This is a genomic window from Ensifer sp. ENS06 (genome assembly GCF_014852205.1).
GTDB lineage: Bacteria > Pseudomonadota > Alphaproteobacteria > Rhizobiales > Rhizobiaceae > Ensifer > Ensifer adhaerens.
In genome coordinates this window covers 368,968-385,057 of record NZ_JACVBC010000001.1, presented here as the reverse complement: position 1 = coordinate 385,057, position 16,090 = coordinate 368,968, and the positions used below count along the sequence as shown (strand labels likewise).

General features: G+C 64.6%; 12 protein-coding genes. 8 read left to right on the top strand and 4 right to left on the bottom strand.

Going from position 1 to position 16,090, the window contains the following annotated elements:
- Positions 1 to 136 precede the first annotated feature (136 nt).
- From IB279_RS01940 to IB279_RS01920, 5 genes are all read left to right on the top strand, one after another.
- Positions 137 to 961 (top strand): alpha/beta hydrolase fold domain-containing protein, encoded by an 825-nt coding sequence (locus tag IB279_RS01940; RefSeq protein ID WP_034797364.1) that lies wholly within the window; start codon positions 137 to 139, stop codon positions 959 to 961.
- A 79-nt stretch (positions 962 to 1,040) separates the two neighbouring features.
- Positions 1,041 to 2,243, top strand: coding sequence for an efflux RND transporter periplasmic adaptor subunit (locus tag IB279_RS01935; protein ID WP_034797366.1), 1,203 nt, complete (start codon positions 1,041 to 1,043; stop codon positions 2,241 to 2,243).
- 128 nt (positions 2,244 to 2,371) lie between these two features.
- Positions 2,372 to 5,557: an efflux RND transporter permease subunit gene (locus IB279_RS01930; RefSeq protein WP_060519801.1), complete on the top strand. Its 3,186-nt coding sequence runs from the start codon at positions 2,372 to 2,374 to the stop codon at positions 5,555 to 5,557.
- A 222-nt stretch (positions 5,558 to 5,779) separates the two neighbouring features.
- A complete protein-coding gene (gene dapE, locus IB279_RS01925) occupies positions 5,780 to 6,973 on the top strand; it encodes a succinyl-diaminopimelate desuccinylase (protein WP_113187529.1) in 1,194 nt (397 codons plus the stop codon).
- Entirely contained in the window at positions 6,960 to 7,559 is a 600-nt protein-coding gene (locus IB279_RS01920; protein WP_034797371.1) for a hypothetical protein, read from the top strand. Before dapE ends, IB279_RS01920 begins: the two co-directional genes overlap by 14 nt.
- A 10-nt stretch (positions 7,560 to 7,569) precedes the next feature.
- Here the strand turns inward: IB279_RS01920 and truA are convergent, their stop codons facing one another.
- The 3 genes from truA to def form a co-directional block, all read right to left on the bottom strand.
- Positions 7,570 to 8,313, bottom strand: a complete 744-nt coding sequence (gene truA / locus IB279_RS01915) for a tRNA pseudouridine(38-40) synthase TruA (RefSeq protein ID WP_034797373.1) — start codon at positions 8,311 to 8,313, stop codon at positions 7,570 to 7,572.
- Positions 8,313 to 9,248: a methionyl-tRNA formyltransferase gene (gene fmt / locus IB279_RS01910; RefSeq protein ID WP_113187530.1), complete on the bottom strand. Its 936-nt coding sequence runs from the start codon at positions 9,246 to 9,248 to the stop codon at positions 8,313 to 8,315. Before fmt ends, truA begins: the two co-directional genes overlap by 1 nt.
- A 162-nt stretch (positions 9,249 to 9,410) precedes the next feature.
- Positions 9,411 to 9,935 carry a peptide deformylase gene (gene def, locus IB279_RS01905; protein ID WP_113187542.1) on the bottom strand — a complete coding sequence of 175 codons (525 nt, stop codon included), beginning with the start codon at positions 9,933 to 9,935 and terminating at the stop codon, positions 9,411 to 9,413.
- 151 nt (positions 9,936 to 10,086) lie between these two features.
- Between def and IB279_RS01900 the strand changes: the two genes are divergently transcribed.
- The 3 genes from IB279_RS01900 (at position 10,087) to IB279_RS01890 (ending at position 14,996) form a co-directional block, all read left to right on the top strand.
- Positions 10,087 to 11,280: a DNA recombination protein RmuC gene (locus tag IB279_RS01900; protein WP_060519794.1), complete on the top strand. Its 1,194-nt coding sequence runs from the start codon at positions 10,087 to 10,089 to the stop codon at positions 11,278 to 11,280.
- A gap of 52 nt (positions 11,281 to 11,332) precedes the next feature.
- Positions 11,333 to 12,232 (top strand): ribokinase, encoded by a 900-nt coding sequence (locus tag IB279_RS01895; protein ID WP_113187531.1) that lies wholly within the window; start codon positions 11,333 to 11,335, stop codon positions 12,230 to 12,232.
- 358 nt (positions 12,233 to 12,590) lie between these two features.
- Positions 12,591 to 14,996, top strand: a complete 2,406-nt coding sequence (locus IB279_RS01890; protein ID WP_113187532.1) for a methyl-accepting chemotaxis protein — start codon at positions 12,591 to 12,593, stop codon at positions 14,994 to 14,996.
- Positions 14,997 to 15,071: 75 nt separating this feature from the next.
- On the opposite strand, the gene IB279_RS01885 is transcribed toward IB279_RS01890, so the two are convergent.
- On the bottom strand, positions 15,072 to 16,016 hold the full coding sequence (locus IB279_RS01885) for a nucleoside hydrolase (RefSeq protein WP_060519791.1): 945 nt from the start codon (positions 16,014 to 16,016) through the stop codon (positions 15,072 to 15,074).
- Positions 16,017 to 16,090 lie beyond the last annotated feature (74 nt).

Here is a 16,090-nt window from a genome sequence, read left to right as displayed (position 1 = left end):
AAGAGCCGTAATTGTTCGAGAATACGAATAGTGTAATCAGATTGAAAAGACTATTCCAGACAGAAGACAATGCTATTCTCCTATCGTGGCGTGTTGTCGCCACATGTGGGTTTGGCTCGGGCCGAAGGCAAGAGAGATGGGCGAACAGTTCAAAGTGGAGACGATGCAGACGGGCCAAGGCTCGTGCACCGCACGCGTCTACCGCGGCGAGACCCTGCTCAATCCGCCGCCGATCGTACTGCACCTGCATGGCGGCTCCTTCGTCGGCGGAACGATCGCTGCCGGCGAGCGCGTTGCCGAGGCACTCGCGGCAGCCGGAGCGGTGGTGATATCTCCGGAATATTCCGCGGCCTGCCTCAACCCCTTTCCCGCGGCCCTCGATGTCGCCTATGCCATGCTGTCGTCGATGCGCGCGCGCTGCCCGCAGTTCGCACACAAGAAGTCGTCGCTGTTCGTGGCCGGCGAAGAGGCTGGCGGCAATGTCGCCGCCGGGGCCGCGCTGATGGCGCGAGACCAGTATCTGACCGATCTCAAGGGCCAGATCCTGCTGTCGCCGATGCTGGATCCGTGCCTGGCAACGGCATCGTTCCGTCAATACTGTCCCCAGTCCTCGGCGCAATCGATCGCCGACGGCTGGCAGCGCTATCTCGGCCAGAACGGTGGCTTCACCCACCCTTACGCCGCGCCGGCCCACTGTACGCGGCTCGCCGGCCTCGTGCCTTCGCTGATCGTGACCAGCGAAGAGTGTCCGATGCGCGACGAGGCTGAAGCCTATGCCGAGCGCCTGCGCAAGGCGGGCGTGGCGGTGGAATCCCACGTGCTGCCCGGACGCGCCGGATGGTTACCGCAGAACGCAGGCACCGGCGAAAGCTGGTCGGCACAGCAGAAGGAAATTACCGGCATCTTCGCCCGCTTCTTCCAGAAGGCGGGGGCAAAGCCGGCGGAAATGACGGTGCGTTAGGCGGGGCCGCTCAGAGGCTCATTCCCCGATCTGGCATCGAACGCAAAGCGCCGGCTCCCAACCGGCAAGGAGAGAAAAGATGACATCGACAGTGACCCGCCGGGCCCTCTGGGGCGCCGGCCTGAGTATTCTTTTGTCTGTCGGCGGCGGCGCCGCCGTCATGTTCGGCCTGCCGCAGCATTTCGAGGCCGATGCCGCGACCGATGCGTCCGCCGCTCCTCCGCCGGCCGTGCCGGTCTCGGTGGCGCGGGCGCAGTCCAAGCGCATCACCACCTGGGAGGAATTCTCCGGACGCCTTGAAGCGATCGAGCGTGTCGAGGTGCGCCCGCGCGTCGGCGGCGCCATCCTGAAGGCCCACTTCCGCGAAGGCGCGCTGGTCAAGCAGGGCGACCTCCTGGTGACGATCGATCCCGAGCCCTATGCCGCCGCCGTCGAGCGGGCAAAGGCCCAGGTCGAGGCTGCCGAAGCGCGTGTTTCGCTCGCCAAGATCGAGCTCGAGCGCGGCCGCAAGCTGGTGACCACCAGCGCCGTGCCGCAGAGCAGCGTCGACCAGCGCGCCAGCGCCTATGACGAAGCTCAGGCGGAGGTGCGTTCGGCCAAGGCGGCGCTGCGCACGGCCGAACTCGATCTGCAATACACCGAGGTCCGTGCGCCGATCTCCGGCCGCGTCGGCCGGCTCGACGTCACCGCCGGCAACCTCGTTGCTGCCGGTTCCGCCTCGCCTGTGCTGACAACGCTCGTCTCGGTCGATCCGATCTATGCGAGCTTCAACGCCAGCGAAGAAGTGGTCACCACCGCTCTCGCCCGGCTCGCAGCATCGGCCGGCGGCAACGCGATCGAGCGCCTGCCGGTCCAGGTCGGCACCGCCGCCGACGAGGGCACGCCGATCTTGGGCCATATCCAGCTCATCAACAACGAGGTGGATGCGGCAACCGGCACGATCCGGGTACGCGCGGCGCTTGAAAACGCCGACGGCAGGCTGATCCCCGGACAGTTCGTCCGCATCCGCATCGGCGAGCCGGACCCCGAGGAAAAGCTTGTGATCAGCGACCGCGCCATCGGCTCCGACCAGGACAAGAAATTCGTCTTCGTCGTCGGCACCGACAACAAGGTCGAGTATCGCCAGGTGAAGCTGGGGCCGAATTCCGACGGTCTGCGCATCGTCGAAAGCGGCCTGAAGTCCGGCGAGAACATCGTCGTCAACGGCCTGCAGCGGGTTCGCCCCGGCGTCGTCGTGGCGCCGCAGCAGGTCGAGGAAACGACCGCCTCTATCGCCAAGTAATCCCGGCGCCTCTTCGCCCGGTGTGAAGAGGCTCCAGCCAAGGCATCACTCTGCAGACATGGCCGCGCGGCGCGTTTTTTCGCCGCGCCCGCCGGAGGTCTGCCCGAACGCATCCCAAGGGGGATACCATGAACTTCTCACGCTTCTTCGTCGACCGCCCGGTCTTCGCAGGCGTATTATCGGTCCTGATCTTCGTGGCCGGCCTGATCGGCATGACCGGTCTGCCGATCTCCGAATATCCCGAAGTCGTCCCGCCGCAGATCGTCGTGCGCGCGCAGTATCCGGGCGCAAACCCGGCCGTCATCGCCGAAACGGTGGCGACACCGCTTGAAGAACAGATCAACGGCGTCGAAGACATGCTCTACATGCAGAGCCAGGCGACCGCCGATGGCCTCATGACGCTGACCGTCACCTTCGCGCTCGGCACCGATCCGGACCAGGCGCAGCAGCTCGTGCAAAACCGCGTCTCGCAGGCCGAGCCGCGGCTGCCCGAGGAGGTGCGCCGTCTCGGCGTCACCACCGTCAAGAGCTCGCCCGACCTGACCATGGTCGTGCACCTGCTTTCGCCCAACGGCCAGTACGACATCAACTATCTGCGCAACTACGGTGTGCTCAACGTCAAGGACCGGCTGGCCCGTATCGAAGGTGTCGGCCAGGTGCAGATCTTCGGCGGCGGCGACTATTCGATGCGCATCTGGATCGACCCGCAGAAGGCAGCCGAGCGCGGCCTTGCCGCAGGCGATATCGCCAACGCGGTGCGCGGCCAGAACGTCCAGGCGGCGGCCGGCGTCATCGGCGCCTCGCCTTCCGTCCCAGGTCTCGACCTGCAGCTTTCCGTCAACGCGCAGGGCCGTCTGCAGACGCCTGAGGATTTCGAGAACATCGTCGTCAAATCCGGTGCCCAGGGCGAAGTAACCCGCCTTGGCGACGTCGCCCGCGTCGAAATGGGCGCGTCTGAATATTCGTTGCGCTCCTTGCTCGACAACAAGCCGGCCGTCGGCATGGCGGTCTTCCAGGCACCTGGATCGAACGCGATCCAGATTTCGGACGACGTCCGCAAGGCCATGGCCGAGATGAAGCTCACCATGCCTGAAGGCGTCGACTACGGCATCGTCTACGACACGACACAGTTCGTGCGCGCCTCGATCGAATCCGTGGTCGACACGCTGCTCGAGGCGATCGCGCTGGTCGTGCTCGTCGTCATCATCTTCCTGCAGACCTGGCGCGCCTCGATCATCCCGCTCGTCGCCGTTCCGGTCTCGATCGTCGGCACCTTCGCCGTCATGTATGTCTTCGGCTTCTCGATCAACGCGCTCAGCCTCTTCGGCCTCGTGCTTGCGATCGGCATCGTCGTCGACGACGCGATCGTCGTGGTGGAAAACGTCGAACGCAACATCGAGCAGGGACTGTCGCCGGTCCAGGCGACCTACCGCGCCATGCAGGAAGTCTCGGGTCCGATCATCGCGATCGCGCTGGTGCTCGTCGCGGTGTTCGTGCCGCTCGCCTTCATCACCGGCCTCACCGGCCAGTTCTATCGCCAGTTCGCGCTGACGATCGCCATCTCGACCGTGATCTCGGCGCTCAACTCGCTGACGCTCTCCCCGGCGCTGGCTGCCCTTCTCTTGAAGGACCACCACGCGCCGAAGGACTGGCTGACGCGGGTGATGGACAGGCTTTTCGGCTGGTTCTTCCGCGGCTTCAACCGCTTCTTCGGCGCAAGCTCGGAGGCCTATGGCCGCGGTGTGGGTCGCATCCTGACGCGCAAGTCGCTGATCATGGTGGTCTATGTCGTGCTTCTCGGCGTCACCTTCACGCTGTTTCGCGCGGTCCCCGGCGGCTTCGTACCGGCGCAGGACAAGCAGTACCTGATCGGCTTTGCCCAGCTTCCGGACGCAGCCACGCTCGACCGCTCGGAAGACGTGATCAAGCGGATGAGCGAAATTGCGCTCAAGCACCCGGGCGTCGAAAACGCCATCGCCTTCCCGGGCCTGTCGATCAACGGCTTCACCAACTCGTCGAACTCCGGCATCGTCTTCGTCGCGCTCAAGCCCTTCGAGGAACGCAAGACGCCTGAACTGTCCGGCGGCGCGATCGCCATGCAGCTCAACCAGGAATTCGGCGTCATTCAGGATGCCTTCATCGCCATGTTCCCGCCGCCGCCCGTCCAGGGTCTCGGAACGACCGGCGGCTTCAAGCTGCAGCTCGAGGACAAGAACGGCCTCGGTTACCAGGCGCTTGACGAGGCGACCAAGGCCTTCCTCGCCAAGGCTTACCAGGCACCGGAGCTGGCCGGTCTCTATTCGAGCTACCAGATCAACGTGCCGCAGCTCTATGCCGACCTTGACCGCGTGAAGGCACGCCAGCTCGGCGTGGCCGTCACCGACGTCTTCGAGACGCTGCAGATCTACCTCGGCTCGCTCTACGTCAACGACTTCAACGCCTTCGGCCGCACATACAGCGTGCGCGTCCAGGCGGATGCGAACTACCGCAGCCATGCCGACGACATCGGCAAGCTGAAGGTACGTTCGCAATCCGGCGAGATGATCCCGCTGTCGGCGCTTCTCAAGGTCGAGCAGACGGTCGGCGCCGAACGGGCGATCCGCTACAACGGCTTCCTGTCGGCCGACATCAACGGCGGCCCGGCACCGGGTTTCTCGTCCGGCCAGGCGCAGGAAGCCATCGAACGCATCGCCGCTGAAACCCTGCCTCCGGGCATCGGCTACGAATGGACGGACCTGACCTACCAGCAGATCCTGGCTGGCAACTCCGGCATCCTGGTCTTCCCGCTGGCGCTGTTGCTCGTCTACCTCGTGCTTGCGGCCCAGTATGAGAGCCTGACGCTGCCGATCGCCATCATCCTGATCGTGCCGATGGGCATCATGGCGGCACTCGTCGGTGTCTGGCTGACCGGAGGCGACAACAACGTCTTCACCCAGATCGGTCTGATCGTCTTGGTCGGGCTATCGGCGAAGAACGCCATCCTGATCGTCGAGTTCGCCCGCGAACTGGAACTGTCGGGCAGCACGCCGGTCAAGGCGGCGATCGAAGCGAGCCGGCTGCGTCTGCGCCCGATCCTGATGACCTCGATGGCCTTCATCATGGGCGTGGTGCCGCTTGTCATGTCGACCGGCGCCGGTGCGGAAATGCGCTCGGCCATGGGTATCGCGGTCTTTGCCGGCATGATCGGCGTCACCGCCTTCGGCATCTTCATGACGCCGGTGTTCTACGTGCTGATCCGCAAACTCGCTGGCGAGCGGCCTCTGAAGCACGCGGGAGCCCATATCGAGGCGCCGCATCTCGCACCCGGAGAATAAGCCCTTCTCCATCCCCTTCGCGATCTTCAGGCGGGCCGGATCCTTCCGGCCCGTTGAAGCTGCGGCGCTGCGCCTCCGCCCAGGCGCGGCGCCGTTCTGCGTTCGACGTCACAGTTCCCGTCTCGCGTGCCCCATCCTGCGTGACAGTTCGCTGGCGATCGGATAAACCAGCAGCCTCCATTCCCAAGGCCCTTCGTGGCCATGTAGACGGCATAACGTTAGATGACCTCCACCGATCCGATCGCCAATCTCGCCACCCTCATTCGTTGCCCCTCGGTCACCCCGGCCGAAGGCGGTGCGCTTGCAGCCCTTGAAGCCATGCTGAAGCCGCTCGGCTTCGCGGTCGACCGCGTGATGGCCAAGGAGGCTGGCACGCCCGACATCGAGAACCTTTATGCGCGGCTTGGAACCGAAGGCCCGCATCTGATGTTTGCCGGGCATACGGATGTCGTTCCCGTCGGCGACGAGGCCGCCTGGAGCCACGGTCCGTTTTCGGCCGACATTGCCGGCGGCGAGATGTATGGCCGCGGCGCCGTCGACATGAAGGGCGGCATCGCCTGCTTCGTCGCGGCAATCGCCCGCCATGTCGAAAAGCATGGCGCCCCGAAGGGCTCGGTCTCCTTCCTCATCACCGGCGACGAAGAGGGACCGGCGATCAATGGCACCACCAAGCTCTTGCAATGGGCGGCCGACAAGGGCGAGCGCTGGGATGCGTGCCTGGTCGGCGAACCGACCAACCCGGAGAGCCTTGGCGACATGATCAAGATCGGCCGGCGCGGCTCGCTTTCCGGGCGCATCACCGTTCACGGCGTGCAGGGCCATGCGGCCTATCCTCATCTCGCCGACAGCCCGGTGCGCGGCATCCTGCAGCTGACGCAGGCGCTGATGGACCCACCCTTCGACAACGGCACCGAGAGCTTCCAGCCCTCCAATCTGGAAGTGACGACGATCGATGTCGGCAACAGTGCCGTCAACGTCATTCCGGCCAAGGCGGCGGCCGCCTTCAACATCCGCTTCAACGACACATGGACCGCCGAAAGCCTGATGGCCGAGATCATCGCCCGGCTCGACCGTGCCGCGGCAAGCGGTAGCCTGCGTCCGGACCGCGCCCCCGTTCGCTACGAAATCGTCTGGGCCGAGCGCCCGAGCCACGTGTTTCTCACACGCAACAACGCGCTGATCGATTCGCTCTCGGGCGCGGTCGAAGCCGTGACGGGGCGCCAGCCGAAGCTGTCGACGACCGGCGGAACCTCGGATGCGCGCTTCATCAAGGACTATTGCCCGGTGGTCGAGTTCGGCCTCGTCGGCCAGACGATGCACATGGTCGACGAACGGGTCGCCGTTGCCGACCTCGAGACCCTGACCAATATCTATGAAACCTTCATCGCCCGCTGGTTCGGCCATGCCGCTGCTTGATGAGGTGCTTGCCTATATCCGGGGGCTCTGGCTCCTGGCGCAGGGTAACGAAGAAGGCTTCCGCTGGCTCGATTTCAGCGAGAGTGGCCTCTGGCGCTCGTTCACGTCCATGCTCTGGTGCCTGCCGGCGATCGCCGTCACCTGGGCGTCCTGGCGGCTCTACTACCTCTCGGTCATGCCTGATGGCACCACGATCGGCATCGGCTTCATCTTCAAGCTGCTCGTCGTCGATCTCGTCAGCTGGCTCTTGCCGCTGGTGCTGATCGCCATTCTCTCGCGCCCACTCGGATTTGCCGGAGCGGTGGTACCGATCGTCGTTACCACAAACTGGCTCTCGGTTCCGCTCTCCTACGCCATGGCGGTGCCGGCGGCGATCCGTGTCGTCATTCCCGGGAGCCAGGGGCTGACGAGCTTCATCTGGTTGACGCTGCTCGTCATCAGCGTTGCGGTGCTCTTCCGGCTCTTGCGCATGGTGACCGGCAACCAGACGCTGCTTGCCTCGGCGCTGACGGCGCTGTTCCTGTTGCCGTCGATGATGATCGGCGATCTCTTGCAGCGCTTCTTCGGTCTGATCCCGACAAGCTAGGACTTCGGGATCAGTAGTCCACCTGAAGGAAATAAAGCCCATCGGGCGGCGCCACGGGGCCGCAGGCCTTGCGGTTGCGGGCCTCAAGCGCCGCCTGCAGATCATCCGGCGTCCACTTGCCTTCGCCCACCAGCTTCAGCGAGCCGGCGAAGGAGCGGATCTGGTTGTGCAGGAAGCTCTGCGCCGTTGCGCGGATCTCGATGACGCCGGCGACAAGCGCGACGTCCAGCCGATCGAGCGTGCGCACCGGGCTCGCCGCCTGGCAATGGGCGGAGCGGAAGGTGGTGAAGTCATGATGGCCGACGAGGCGCTGGGCGCCTGCATGCATGGCTTCATGGTCGAGCGGCTTCGGCACCCACCAGGCGCGCCGGGCTTCAAGCGCCAGCGGCGCGGGCCGCGAGATAATGCGGTAGAGGTAGTGGCGGCGCAGCGCCGAGAAGCGCGCGTCGAATTCCTCGGACACTTCCTCGGCCTCGAGGATCGCCACCCGCTCGCCCGCAAGCCCCAGATGGGCATTTAGCGCGTTGCGCAGCGTGTAGGGCTTCCACGGACGCGTGAGATCCGCATGCATGACCTGGCCACTGGCGTGCACACCGGAATCGGTGCGGCCGGCGCCGCGGATCGACACGGTCTCGCCGGTCAGCGACAGGATCGCCTTTTCGATCGCCCCTTGCACGGACTCTCCGTTGTCCTGCCGCTGCCAGCCGACATAGTCCGAGCCGTCATATTCGACGGTCAGCTTGAACCGCGGCATCAGCCGACCCTCGTGCCGGGCGCAACCGGCGTTCCGCGCAGGAAGTCGGCCGCACCCAACGCCTTGCCGCCGGCGCGCTGCAGGCGGGTGAGCCGAACGGCGCCCTCGGCGCAGGCAATCGTCAGATTATCGTCGAGCACCGTGCCGGCCTCGGCCTCGCCGGAAGCGGGCTCCGAGTTCAGAACCTTGATGCGCTCCGGCCTGCCGGCGATCTCAAGTTCGAACCAGGCGCCCGGAAATGGCGACAGGCCGCGGATATGGTCGTGGACCTCGCGGGCGGGACGGGCGAAATCGATGCGGGTTTCCGTTTTGCTGATCTTCTGGGCGTAGACGACGCCGTCCTCGGCCTGGACCGTCAGCGGCAGATCGTCGGCCTCGAGTTTTGCCATCGCTTCCCGCATCAGACTGGCGCCGACCTGCATCAGGCGATCGTGCAATTCGCCCCCGGTCATCGTCTCGCCGATCAGAACCGTCTTGGTGAGGGCGACCGGGCCGGTATCGAGCCCCTTTTCCATCTTCATCACCATCATGCCGGTCTCGTGGTCGCCGGCCATGATCGCGCGCTGGATGGGCGCTGCACCGCGCCAGCGCGGCAGCCGCGAGGCGTGGCCGTTGTAGCAGCCGAGCTTGGTGCCGGTGAGGATGGCCTCGGGCAGAAGCAGGCCATAGGCGACGACGACGGCGACGTCGGCGTCGAAATCACGGAAGGTCTGGCGGTCCGCCTCGTCCTTGAAGTTGACCGGCGTTAGCACCGGAATACCCAGCAGTTCGGCCGCCTGGTGCACCGGCGATTTCTGCAGATCGAGCCCGCGGCGGCCACCCGGCCGCGGTGGCTGGGTGTAGACGGCGACGATCTGATGACCGGCCTCGGCAAGTGCCGCCAGTGTCGGCACCGAAAATTCCGGTGTGCCCATGAAGATGATGCGAAGCGACAAGGCGGTAACTCCGTCCTTTCAGATCACTTCATGCGGGGAAACGGCGAAATGATCTCATTCTCTAAAACAGGACAATTCCAGGAAAGCCGTTTCACGCTCTTCCTGGAATGTTCAATGGGTTCCCGCCTTCAAAATTTCGCGTGATCTTCCGCGATCGAAGGCTCAGATCGCCTTTGCGCCGCGCGTCTTGGCAGCCTTGGTGAACTTGCGGATCACCATGTCGCGCTTGAGCTTGGAGATGTGGTCGATGAACAACACGCCGTTCAGGTGGTCGATCTCGTGCTGCAGGCAGGTGGCGAGCAGGCCTTCGGCCTCGATCGTCTGCTGCTTGCCGTCGCGGTCGAGGTGCTTGACGGTGATGACGGCGGGGCGCTCGACCTCGGCGTAGTAGTCCGGGATCGACAGGCAGCCTTCCTCGTAGACCGAATAGGTGTCGGACGAAGCGACGATCTCGGGGTTGATGAAGACAAGCGGCGTCTTCTCGTCGCCCTCTTTCGAAACGTCGAGCACCAGCATGCGCCTGGCGACACCGATCTGGATCGCGGCAAGGCCGATGCCGGGGGCATCGTACATGGTTTCGAGCATGTCATCGGCCAGACGGCGGACGTCCGCGTCGACGGTTTCGATCGGCGTTGAAACCTGGCGAAGCACAGGATCGGGAAGGATGATAAGCGGCTTGATGGTCATGATGCTCCCATAGCCGATCTTTCCATCGACGCGCAAGGAAATTGCCTTGCCACCTGCGGCACCCGCTCGTCCCTCGTCGGGCGTTAACCGCCGCGCACATATGTTCTTGTTTTGATCTACACTTCGCGAGAGAATCTGTTAGGTTTGGCGCATGGAACCCGCGCCCCTTCCCTTCGCCCAACCGTTGTTTTTCATCGGCACCCTGCCGATTACCCTGGGCCATCTGGCGATTGCCGCCGGCCTTGTGCTGGCTGTTGCCGGCCTGATGGCGCTCTCGCGCCGGCGCAATCCCCGCGACGACGAGCGGCAGGAACAGATGGCAATGCTGCTGGCAGCACAGACGGAGATGCAAGGGCGGGTCGCGGCCATGGCCGAGGTGTTCGGCGCCCGGCAGGCGGAGCTCAACCAGACACTCAGCCAGCGCATCGACGGCATGACCCATCGCATCGGCGCCTCGATCAGCGAGCAGACCAAGGCGACACACGAGAACCTGCGCCGGCTGCAGGAGCGCCTCGCCGTCATCGACACGGCCCAGAACAACATCCAGTCGCTCGCCAAGGACATGGCCGGACTTCAGGCGATTCTATCGAACAAGCAGACGCGCGGCGCCTTCGGCCAGTCGCGCATGGAAGCGATTATCGCCGACGGGCTGCCGATGGGTGCCTTCGAATTCCAGGCGACGCTGTCGAACGGGGTGCGGCCCGACTGCACCATCCGCATGCCAAACGGCCAGCCGCCGCTGGTCATCGACGCCAAATTTCCGCTCGAAGCCTGGAACGCGATGCGGGATGCTCCGACTCCGGAGCGGCGCCAGCAGATCGCCCAACTCTTTCGCCGCGACATGGAAACGCATGTGCGCGACATCGCCGGCAAGTATCTGATCCCGGGCGAGACGCAGGACACCGCCTTCCTCTTCGTACCCTCGGAATCGATTTTTGCGGAGATCCACGAGCATTTCGAAGCGATCGTGCAGAAGGCGCACCGCCAGCGGATCGTCATCGTCTCGCCCTCCCTGCTGCTGCTGTCGATCCAGGTGATCCAGGCGATCCTCAAGGATGCGCGCATGCGCGAGCAGGCGCACCTGATCCAGGGCGAAGTCGCGCGGCTGATGGAGGATCTCGGCCGTCTCGACGAGCGCGTGCGCAAGCTGCAGGGCCATTTCGCCATGAGCCAGAAGGATGTCGAGGACATCCTCGTTTCCTCCAGCAAGCTCACCCGCCGCGGGGCCAAGATCGAGGCCCTAGAGCTGCAAGCGGAAGGCGGCACACGGGACGCGGACGAACCACGTGCCGCGGTTGACAATCGCGTCGGGCAATTGCGCCTGCGGGTGGTTGACGAGGACTGAGGCTGTCGGGCACTCTCCGGCCCAATTCGCAAAGCCGACAGGATAGTTTCACATGATTACTGTTTTTGGGTCCATCAACATGGATCTGATCGCCACCACCGCGCGCCTTCCGAAGCCCGGCGAAACCGTCGCCGGCACCAGCTTCTCGACCGCCGCCGGCGGCAAGGGCGCAAACCAGGCGCTGGCCGCACGGCGTGCCGGCGCGACGGTGCAGATGGCAGGCGCGGTAGGAAAGGACAGCTTTGCCGACGGCGCGCTCGAACTGCTGAAGGGTGCGGGCGCCGACCTGTCGTTGACCAAGACGGTCAGCGAGCCGACCGGCACCGCCCATATCCTCGTCGGCGGTGACGGCGAAAATGTCATCGTCGTCGTCGCCAGCGCCAATGCGACGGTCGATGAAGCCGATGCGGTGAAGGCCGTCGACGGCATGAAGCCCGGCGACACCTTGATGCTGCAGCTCGAAATTCCGGCCGCTTCGGTCGAGAAGGCGCTCACCGCCGCCAAACAGAAGGGCGTGCGTTCGGTCATCAACATCGCGCCGCTGACACCGGACGCAGCCCGCCTCGGCCGCCTCGCCGATATCGTCATTGCCAACGAAACCGAATTCGAGCTGCTGGCCGGCAAGAGCGGTATCGGGAGCACTGAGCGCGAAGAAGCGATGAAGGCGCTGCACGCGGAGACCGGCCAGACGGTCATCGTCACGCTTGGCGCCGAAGGCGTGGTGGCCGTGCATGAGGGCGAGATCCAGCGCGCCAAGGGCCTGAAGATCGAGCCGGTCGATACCGTCGGCGCCGGCGACACCTTCTGCGGTTATCTCGCAGCCAGCCTCGATGCCGGCATCGCCTTCCCCGACGCTCTGCGCCGCGCAGCAGTCGCCGGCTCTCTCGCCTGCCTGAAGAGCGGCGCCCAGCCCTCGATCCCGCTCGCTGCGGACGTGGCGTCGCGTCTCTAAATCCTGCGCGAAAAAGCACGCACTTGAGACGGGCGAAGTCGCCCGTCTCATTTTTCCCAGGCCCTGGCCCGCATAGATTTCACCCTCCCGACGGCCGCTTGCGCAATCCGGACAGCCGATGTCGCGGACATAAAACTTTGCGTGCAATTTTATGCAAGCGATGCGTAAAACAGCGTCCGTGTTGGCCCTATCTTAAGAATCTCCAGTCTATTCAGGACCGTGAGAAAACCGGCCGAAGCGCCTGGTCGTCTCCAACATGCCGGTCGGCATCTGACGCTCCATGATGGAGTTCACCCCCATTGCGAAATGCGTCCACCGCAGGTGAAAACCTGCGAACCTCCCAGCACGTGAGGATTTCATGTTCAAGTTCCAAGCCAAATCGCTGGCGACCAAACTGATCGCGGTGACAGGCGGCACGATCGCACTTGTCCTGCTTGCCTCGAATTTCGTTCTCATATCCCAGACCCAGGACCGCGTCGAAACGCTGGTCCTCGAACAGGCTGGCGGCGAAGCCCGCGCGATTGCCTCCGACATTGCCGGCGACATCGGCGAGCTTGCAAGTGCTGCCCGCTCGATGGCGGGCATCCTCGGCCGCGCACATGCCGAAAAGTCGCTGGAGCGCACCGGGGTGATCAACATCCTCAGGGCAAACCTCGAGCAGAACCCGTTCGCCTTCGGCAGCTGGTTCGCGGAAGAACCCAAGGCTTTCGACGGTCGCCAGGAAGACCTCGTCAACAACAAGGAACTGGGCGGCAACGACAAGGGCATCTTCACGCCCTACTGGTCGAAGAGCCGCACCAACGAAATCCAGTACTCTACTTTCGGCGCTGACTATGCGGCCGAGTGGTACAAACTCGCGGCAAAAAGCGGCAAGGGTGCCATCACCCAGCCCTACACCGCGCAGGACACCGACGTTCCGACCGCGATGAGCTCGATCGCCTACCCGGTCATGTCCGGCGGCAAGCTTCTCGGCGTCACCGGCGTCGACATTTCGCTCGCCTCGCTCGGCGATGGCCTCTCGAAGCTGAAGCCCTTCGACACCGGCCGCGTCTACCTGCTGTCGCAGACCGGCAAATGGCTGGTCGCGCCGATCCCGGACCTTCTGCTCAAGGAGTATGACGGAGAAGGCAACGAGGTCGTCAAGAACGCGCTCGCCTCCGGCAAGCCGGGCATCATCTCCAACCTCTCCTATGACGGCAACGAGCCCTTCGACCGTCTCGTCTATCCGTTCACTCTCTCGGGCGTGAACACCAGCTGGGTCGTGCTCGTCGACGTGCCGCGTACCGCGATCAATGCGCCGGTCAAGGATCAGACCTACATGATGATCGTCGGCGGCCTCGTCGTGCTCGGCGCTGTGTTGTTCGGTCTCTATCTCGCGGTTCGTGGTTTCGTGCAGAAGCCGCTGGCAAGCCTCGTCAAGGACGTGAACGATCTCAGCCATGGTGACTACACCAAGGCGATCGCCGGCCAGGATCGTTCCGACGAAACCGGTCAAGTCGCCAAGGCGCTCGAAGGCTTCCGCCATCAGCTTGCCGACACCAAGCGCCTCGAAGGCGAAGCCCGCCATGAGCGCGAACAGGCCGAGCGCGAACGCGGCCGCTCGGAAACCGAGCGTGCCGAATCGAGCGCGCTTCAGCGCGACATCGTCGCCCGCCTCGGCAAGGGTCTCTCGCATCTGTCGTCCGGCGATCTCGCATTCCGCATCACCGACGATTTCCCGGGCGAATACGCGCAGCTCAAGCGCGACTTCAACGCGGCAATGGAAAGCCTCGAAGAGACGATCCGCACCGTCAACCATTCGGTCGTCAACATCGGCAACGGCACCAGCGAAATCAGCAGCGCCGCCAACGACCTGTCGCACCGCACCGAACAGCAGGCTGCAAGCCTGGAAGAGACAGCAGCGGCTCTTGACGAGCTGACCTCGCAGGTCAACGCCAGCGCCGAAAACGCCAAGGTCGCCGCCAAATCGGTGGATGTGGCCAGCAGCGATGCCGGACAGTCGGGCGAAGTGGTGCAGAAGGCGATTGCCGCGATGAAGGGCATCGAGCAGTCCTCGCACGAAGTCAGCCGCATCATCGGCGTCATCGACGAAATCGCCTTCCAGACCAACCTTCTGGCGCTGAACGCCGGTGTCGAAGCGGCGCGTGCAGGTGAGGCCGGCAAGGGTTTTGCCGTCGTCGCCCAGGAAGTGCGCGAACTCGCCCAGCGCTCTGCCAATGCCGCCAAGGAGATCAAGACACTGATCAACACCTCGGCCGGCCAGGTGCGCGAAGGTGTTGATCTCGTCGGCAAGGCCGGTGGCGCGCTCGAAAAGATCGCGGAGCAGGTCGTGCAGATCAACGGCCTCATCCGCCAGATCTCCAGCTCCGCTTCAGAACAGGCCGTCGGCCTGAAGGAGATCAACTCTGCCGTCAACCAGATGGACCAGGTAACCCAGCAGAACGCCGCGATGGTCGAGGAAACGACCGCGGCCGGCATGGCGCTCAACGAAGAAGCCCGAACGCTCAACACGCTCGTGGCCCGCTTCCGGGTCGCGCAGGCGACCGCATCGGCCCAACCGTCCTCGGCGGCTATGCTGCGTGGCACGGCCGAGCGCATGCGCGCGGCCGAACGCCCCGCTCCGGTCCCGGCCCCCGCCCGCGAGGCGCGGCCCGCTCCGGCGGCGAACCCATCGCGAAGCAATTACTCAGCTTCGACGCAGCGGGTGCTGACCCAGACCTCCGGCGCCAACGCGCTTGCCCAGGACAACTGGGAAGAGTTCTGATCAACGGAACGACAAAAGAAAACGGCGCCTCTCGGGGCGCCGTTTTTGTTTGGACTACGAGGATTGAGCCGAGGCTCAGATGCGAGCCAGCCGCTCGGTCAAAAGGTCGAAGAAGCCCTGGTCATCGACGAAGCGCATAACCTTGGCGTTGTGCGGCCGGCCGGTGACCTGCCACCAGTCGACGACGGTCATGCCGGCCGTCAGCTCCGACTTGGTCTCGATCTCGACGTTGCAATCGCGGCCGGTGAAAAGCTCGGGGCGCAACAGATAGGCAATGACCGTCGGATCGTGCAGCGGACCGCCATCGGTGCCGTACTTCTCGATATCGAAGCGCTCGAAGAATTCGAGCATCTCGGCCATTGCGATCGCCGGGCGGCTGCCGATGTCGCGGATCTTCTGGACGCGCGCCTTGTGGGTCAGCACCCGGTGGGTGACATCGAGCGGCATCATCACGATCGGAATGCCCGAACGGAAGACGATGTCGGCTGCCTCGGGATCGACGTAGACGTTGAATTCGGCGGCGGGCGTGATGTTGCCGCCTTCGAAGAAGCCGCCACCCATCATCACCAGTTCCTTGACCCGCTGCGCAATGTCAGGCGCCTTCTGCAGGGCCAGCGCGATGTTGGTGAGCGGGCCGAGCGTGCAGAGCGTCACGGTGCCCTCTGGCTCCTTTCGCAACGTCTCGACGATGAAGTCGACCGCATGCTGCTCCTCGAGCTTCATTGTCGGCTCAGTAAGCTCCGGGCCGTCGAGGCCGGTCTTGCCGTGCACGTGCTCGGCGGTCACCAGCGGGCGAGCAATCGGCTTGTCGGCGCCCGAGAACACCCGAACCTTCGGCCGGTCGCAGAGCTCGCACAGGATGCGCGCATTGCGGGCCGTCAGCGCCAGCGGCACGTTGCCGGCGACCGCGGTGATGCCGAGCAGGTCGATCTCTTCCGGACTGCCGAAGGCGAGCATGATGGCGGCGGCATCGTCCTGCCCGGGGTCGGTGTCTATGATTATCTTTCTCGGCACGGGCACTTTCTCGTCCTCCCTGGACCACGTTGTTCGGCGCGATCGATACGTTGCATTGGGCCGGACGGGAGTAAACGCCC

Coding starts and splice junctions, on each gene's coding strand:
- IB279_RS01940 (WP_034797364.1), top strand. CDS start 137: ATGGGCGAACAGTTCAAAGTGGAGACGATGCAGACGGGCCAAGGCTCG.
- IB279_RS01935 (WP_034797366.1), top strand. CDS start 1,041: ATGACATCGACAGTGACCCGCCGGGCCCTCTGGGGCGCCGGCCTGAGT.
- IB279_RS01930 (WP_060519801.1), top strand. CDS start 2,372: ATGAACTTCTCACGCTTCTTCGTCGACCGCCCGGTCTTCGCAGGCGTA.
- dapE (WP_113187529.1), top strand. CDS start 5,780: ATGACCTCCACCGATCCGATCGCCAATCTCGCCACCCTCATTCGTTGC.
- IB279_RS01920 (WP_034797371.1), top strand. CDS start 6,960: ATGCCGCTGCTTGATGAGGTGCTTGCCTATATCCGGGGGCTCTGGCTC.
- truA (WP_034797373.1), bottom strand. CDS start 8,313: ATGCCGCGGTTCAAGCTGACCGTCGAATATGACGGCTCGGACTATGTC.
- def (WP_113187542.1), bottom strand. CDS start 9,935: ATGACCATCAAGCCGCTTATCATCCTTCCCGATCCTGTGCTTCGCCAG.
- IB279_RS01900 (WP_060519794.1), top strand. CDS start 10,087: ATGGAACCCGCGCCCCTTCCCTTCGCCCAACCGTTGTTTTTCATCGGC.
- IB279_RS01895 (WP_113187531.1), top strand. CDS start 11,333: ATGATTACTGTTTTTGGGTCCATCAACATGGATCTGATCGCCACCACC.
- IB279_RS01890 (WP_113187532.1), top strand. CDS start 12,591: ATGTTCAAGTTCCAAGCCAAATCGCTGGCGACCAAACTGATCGCGGTG.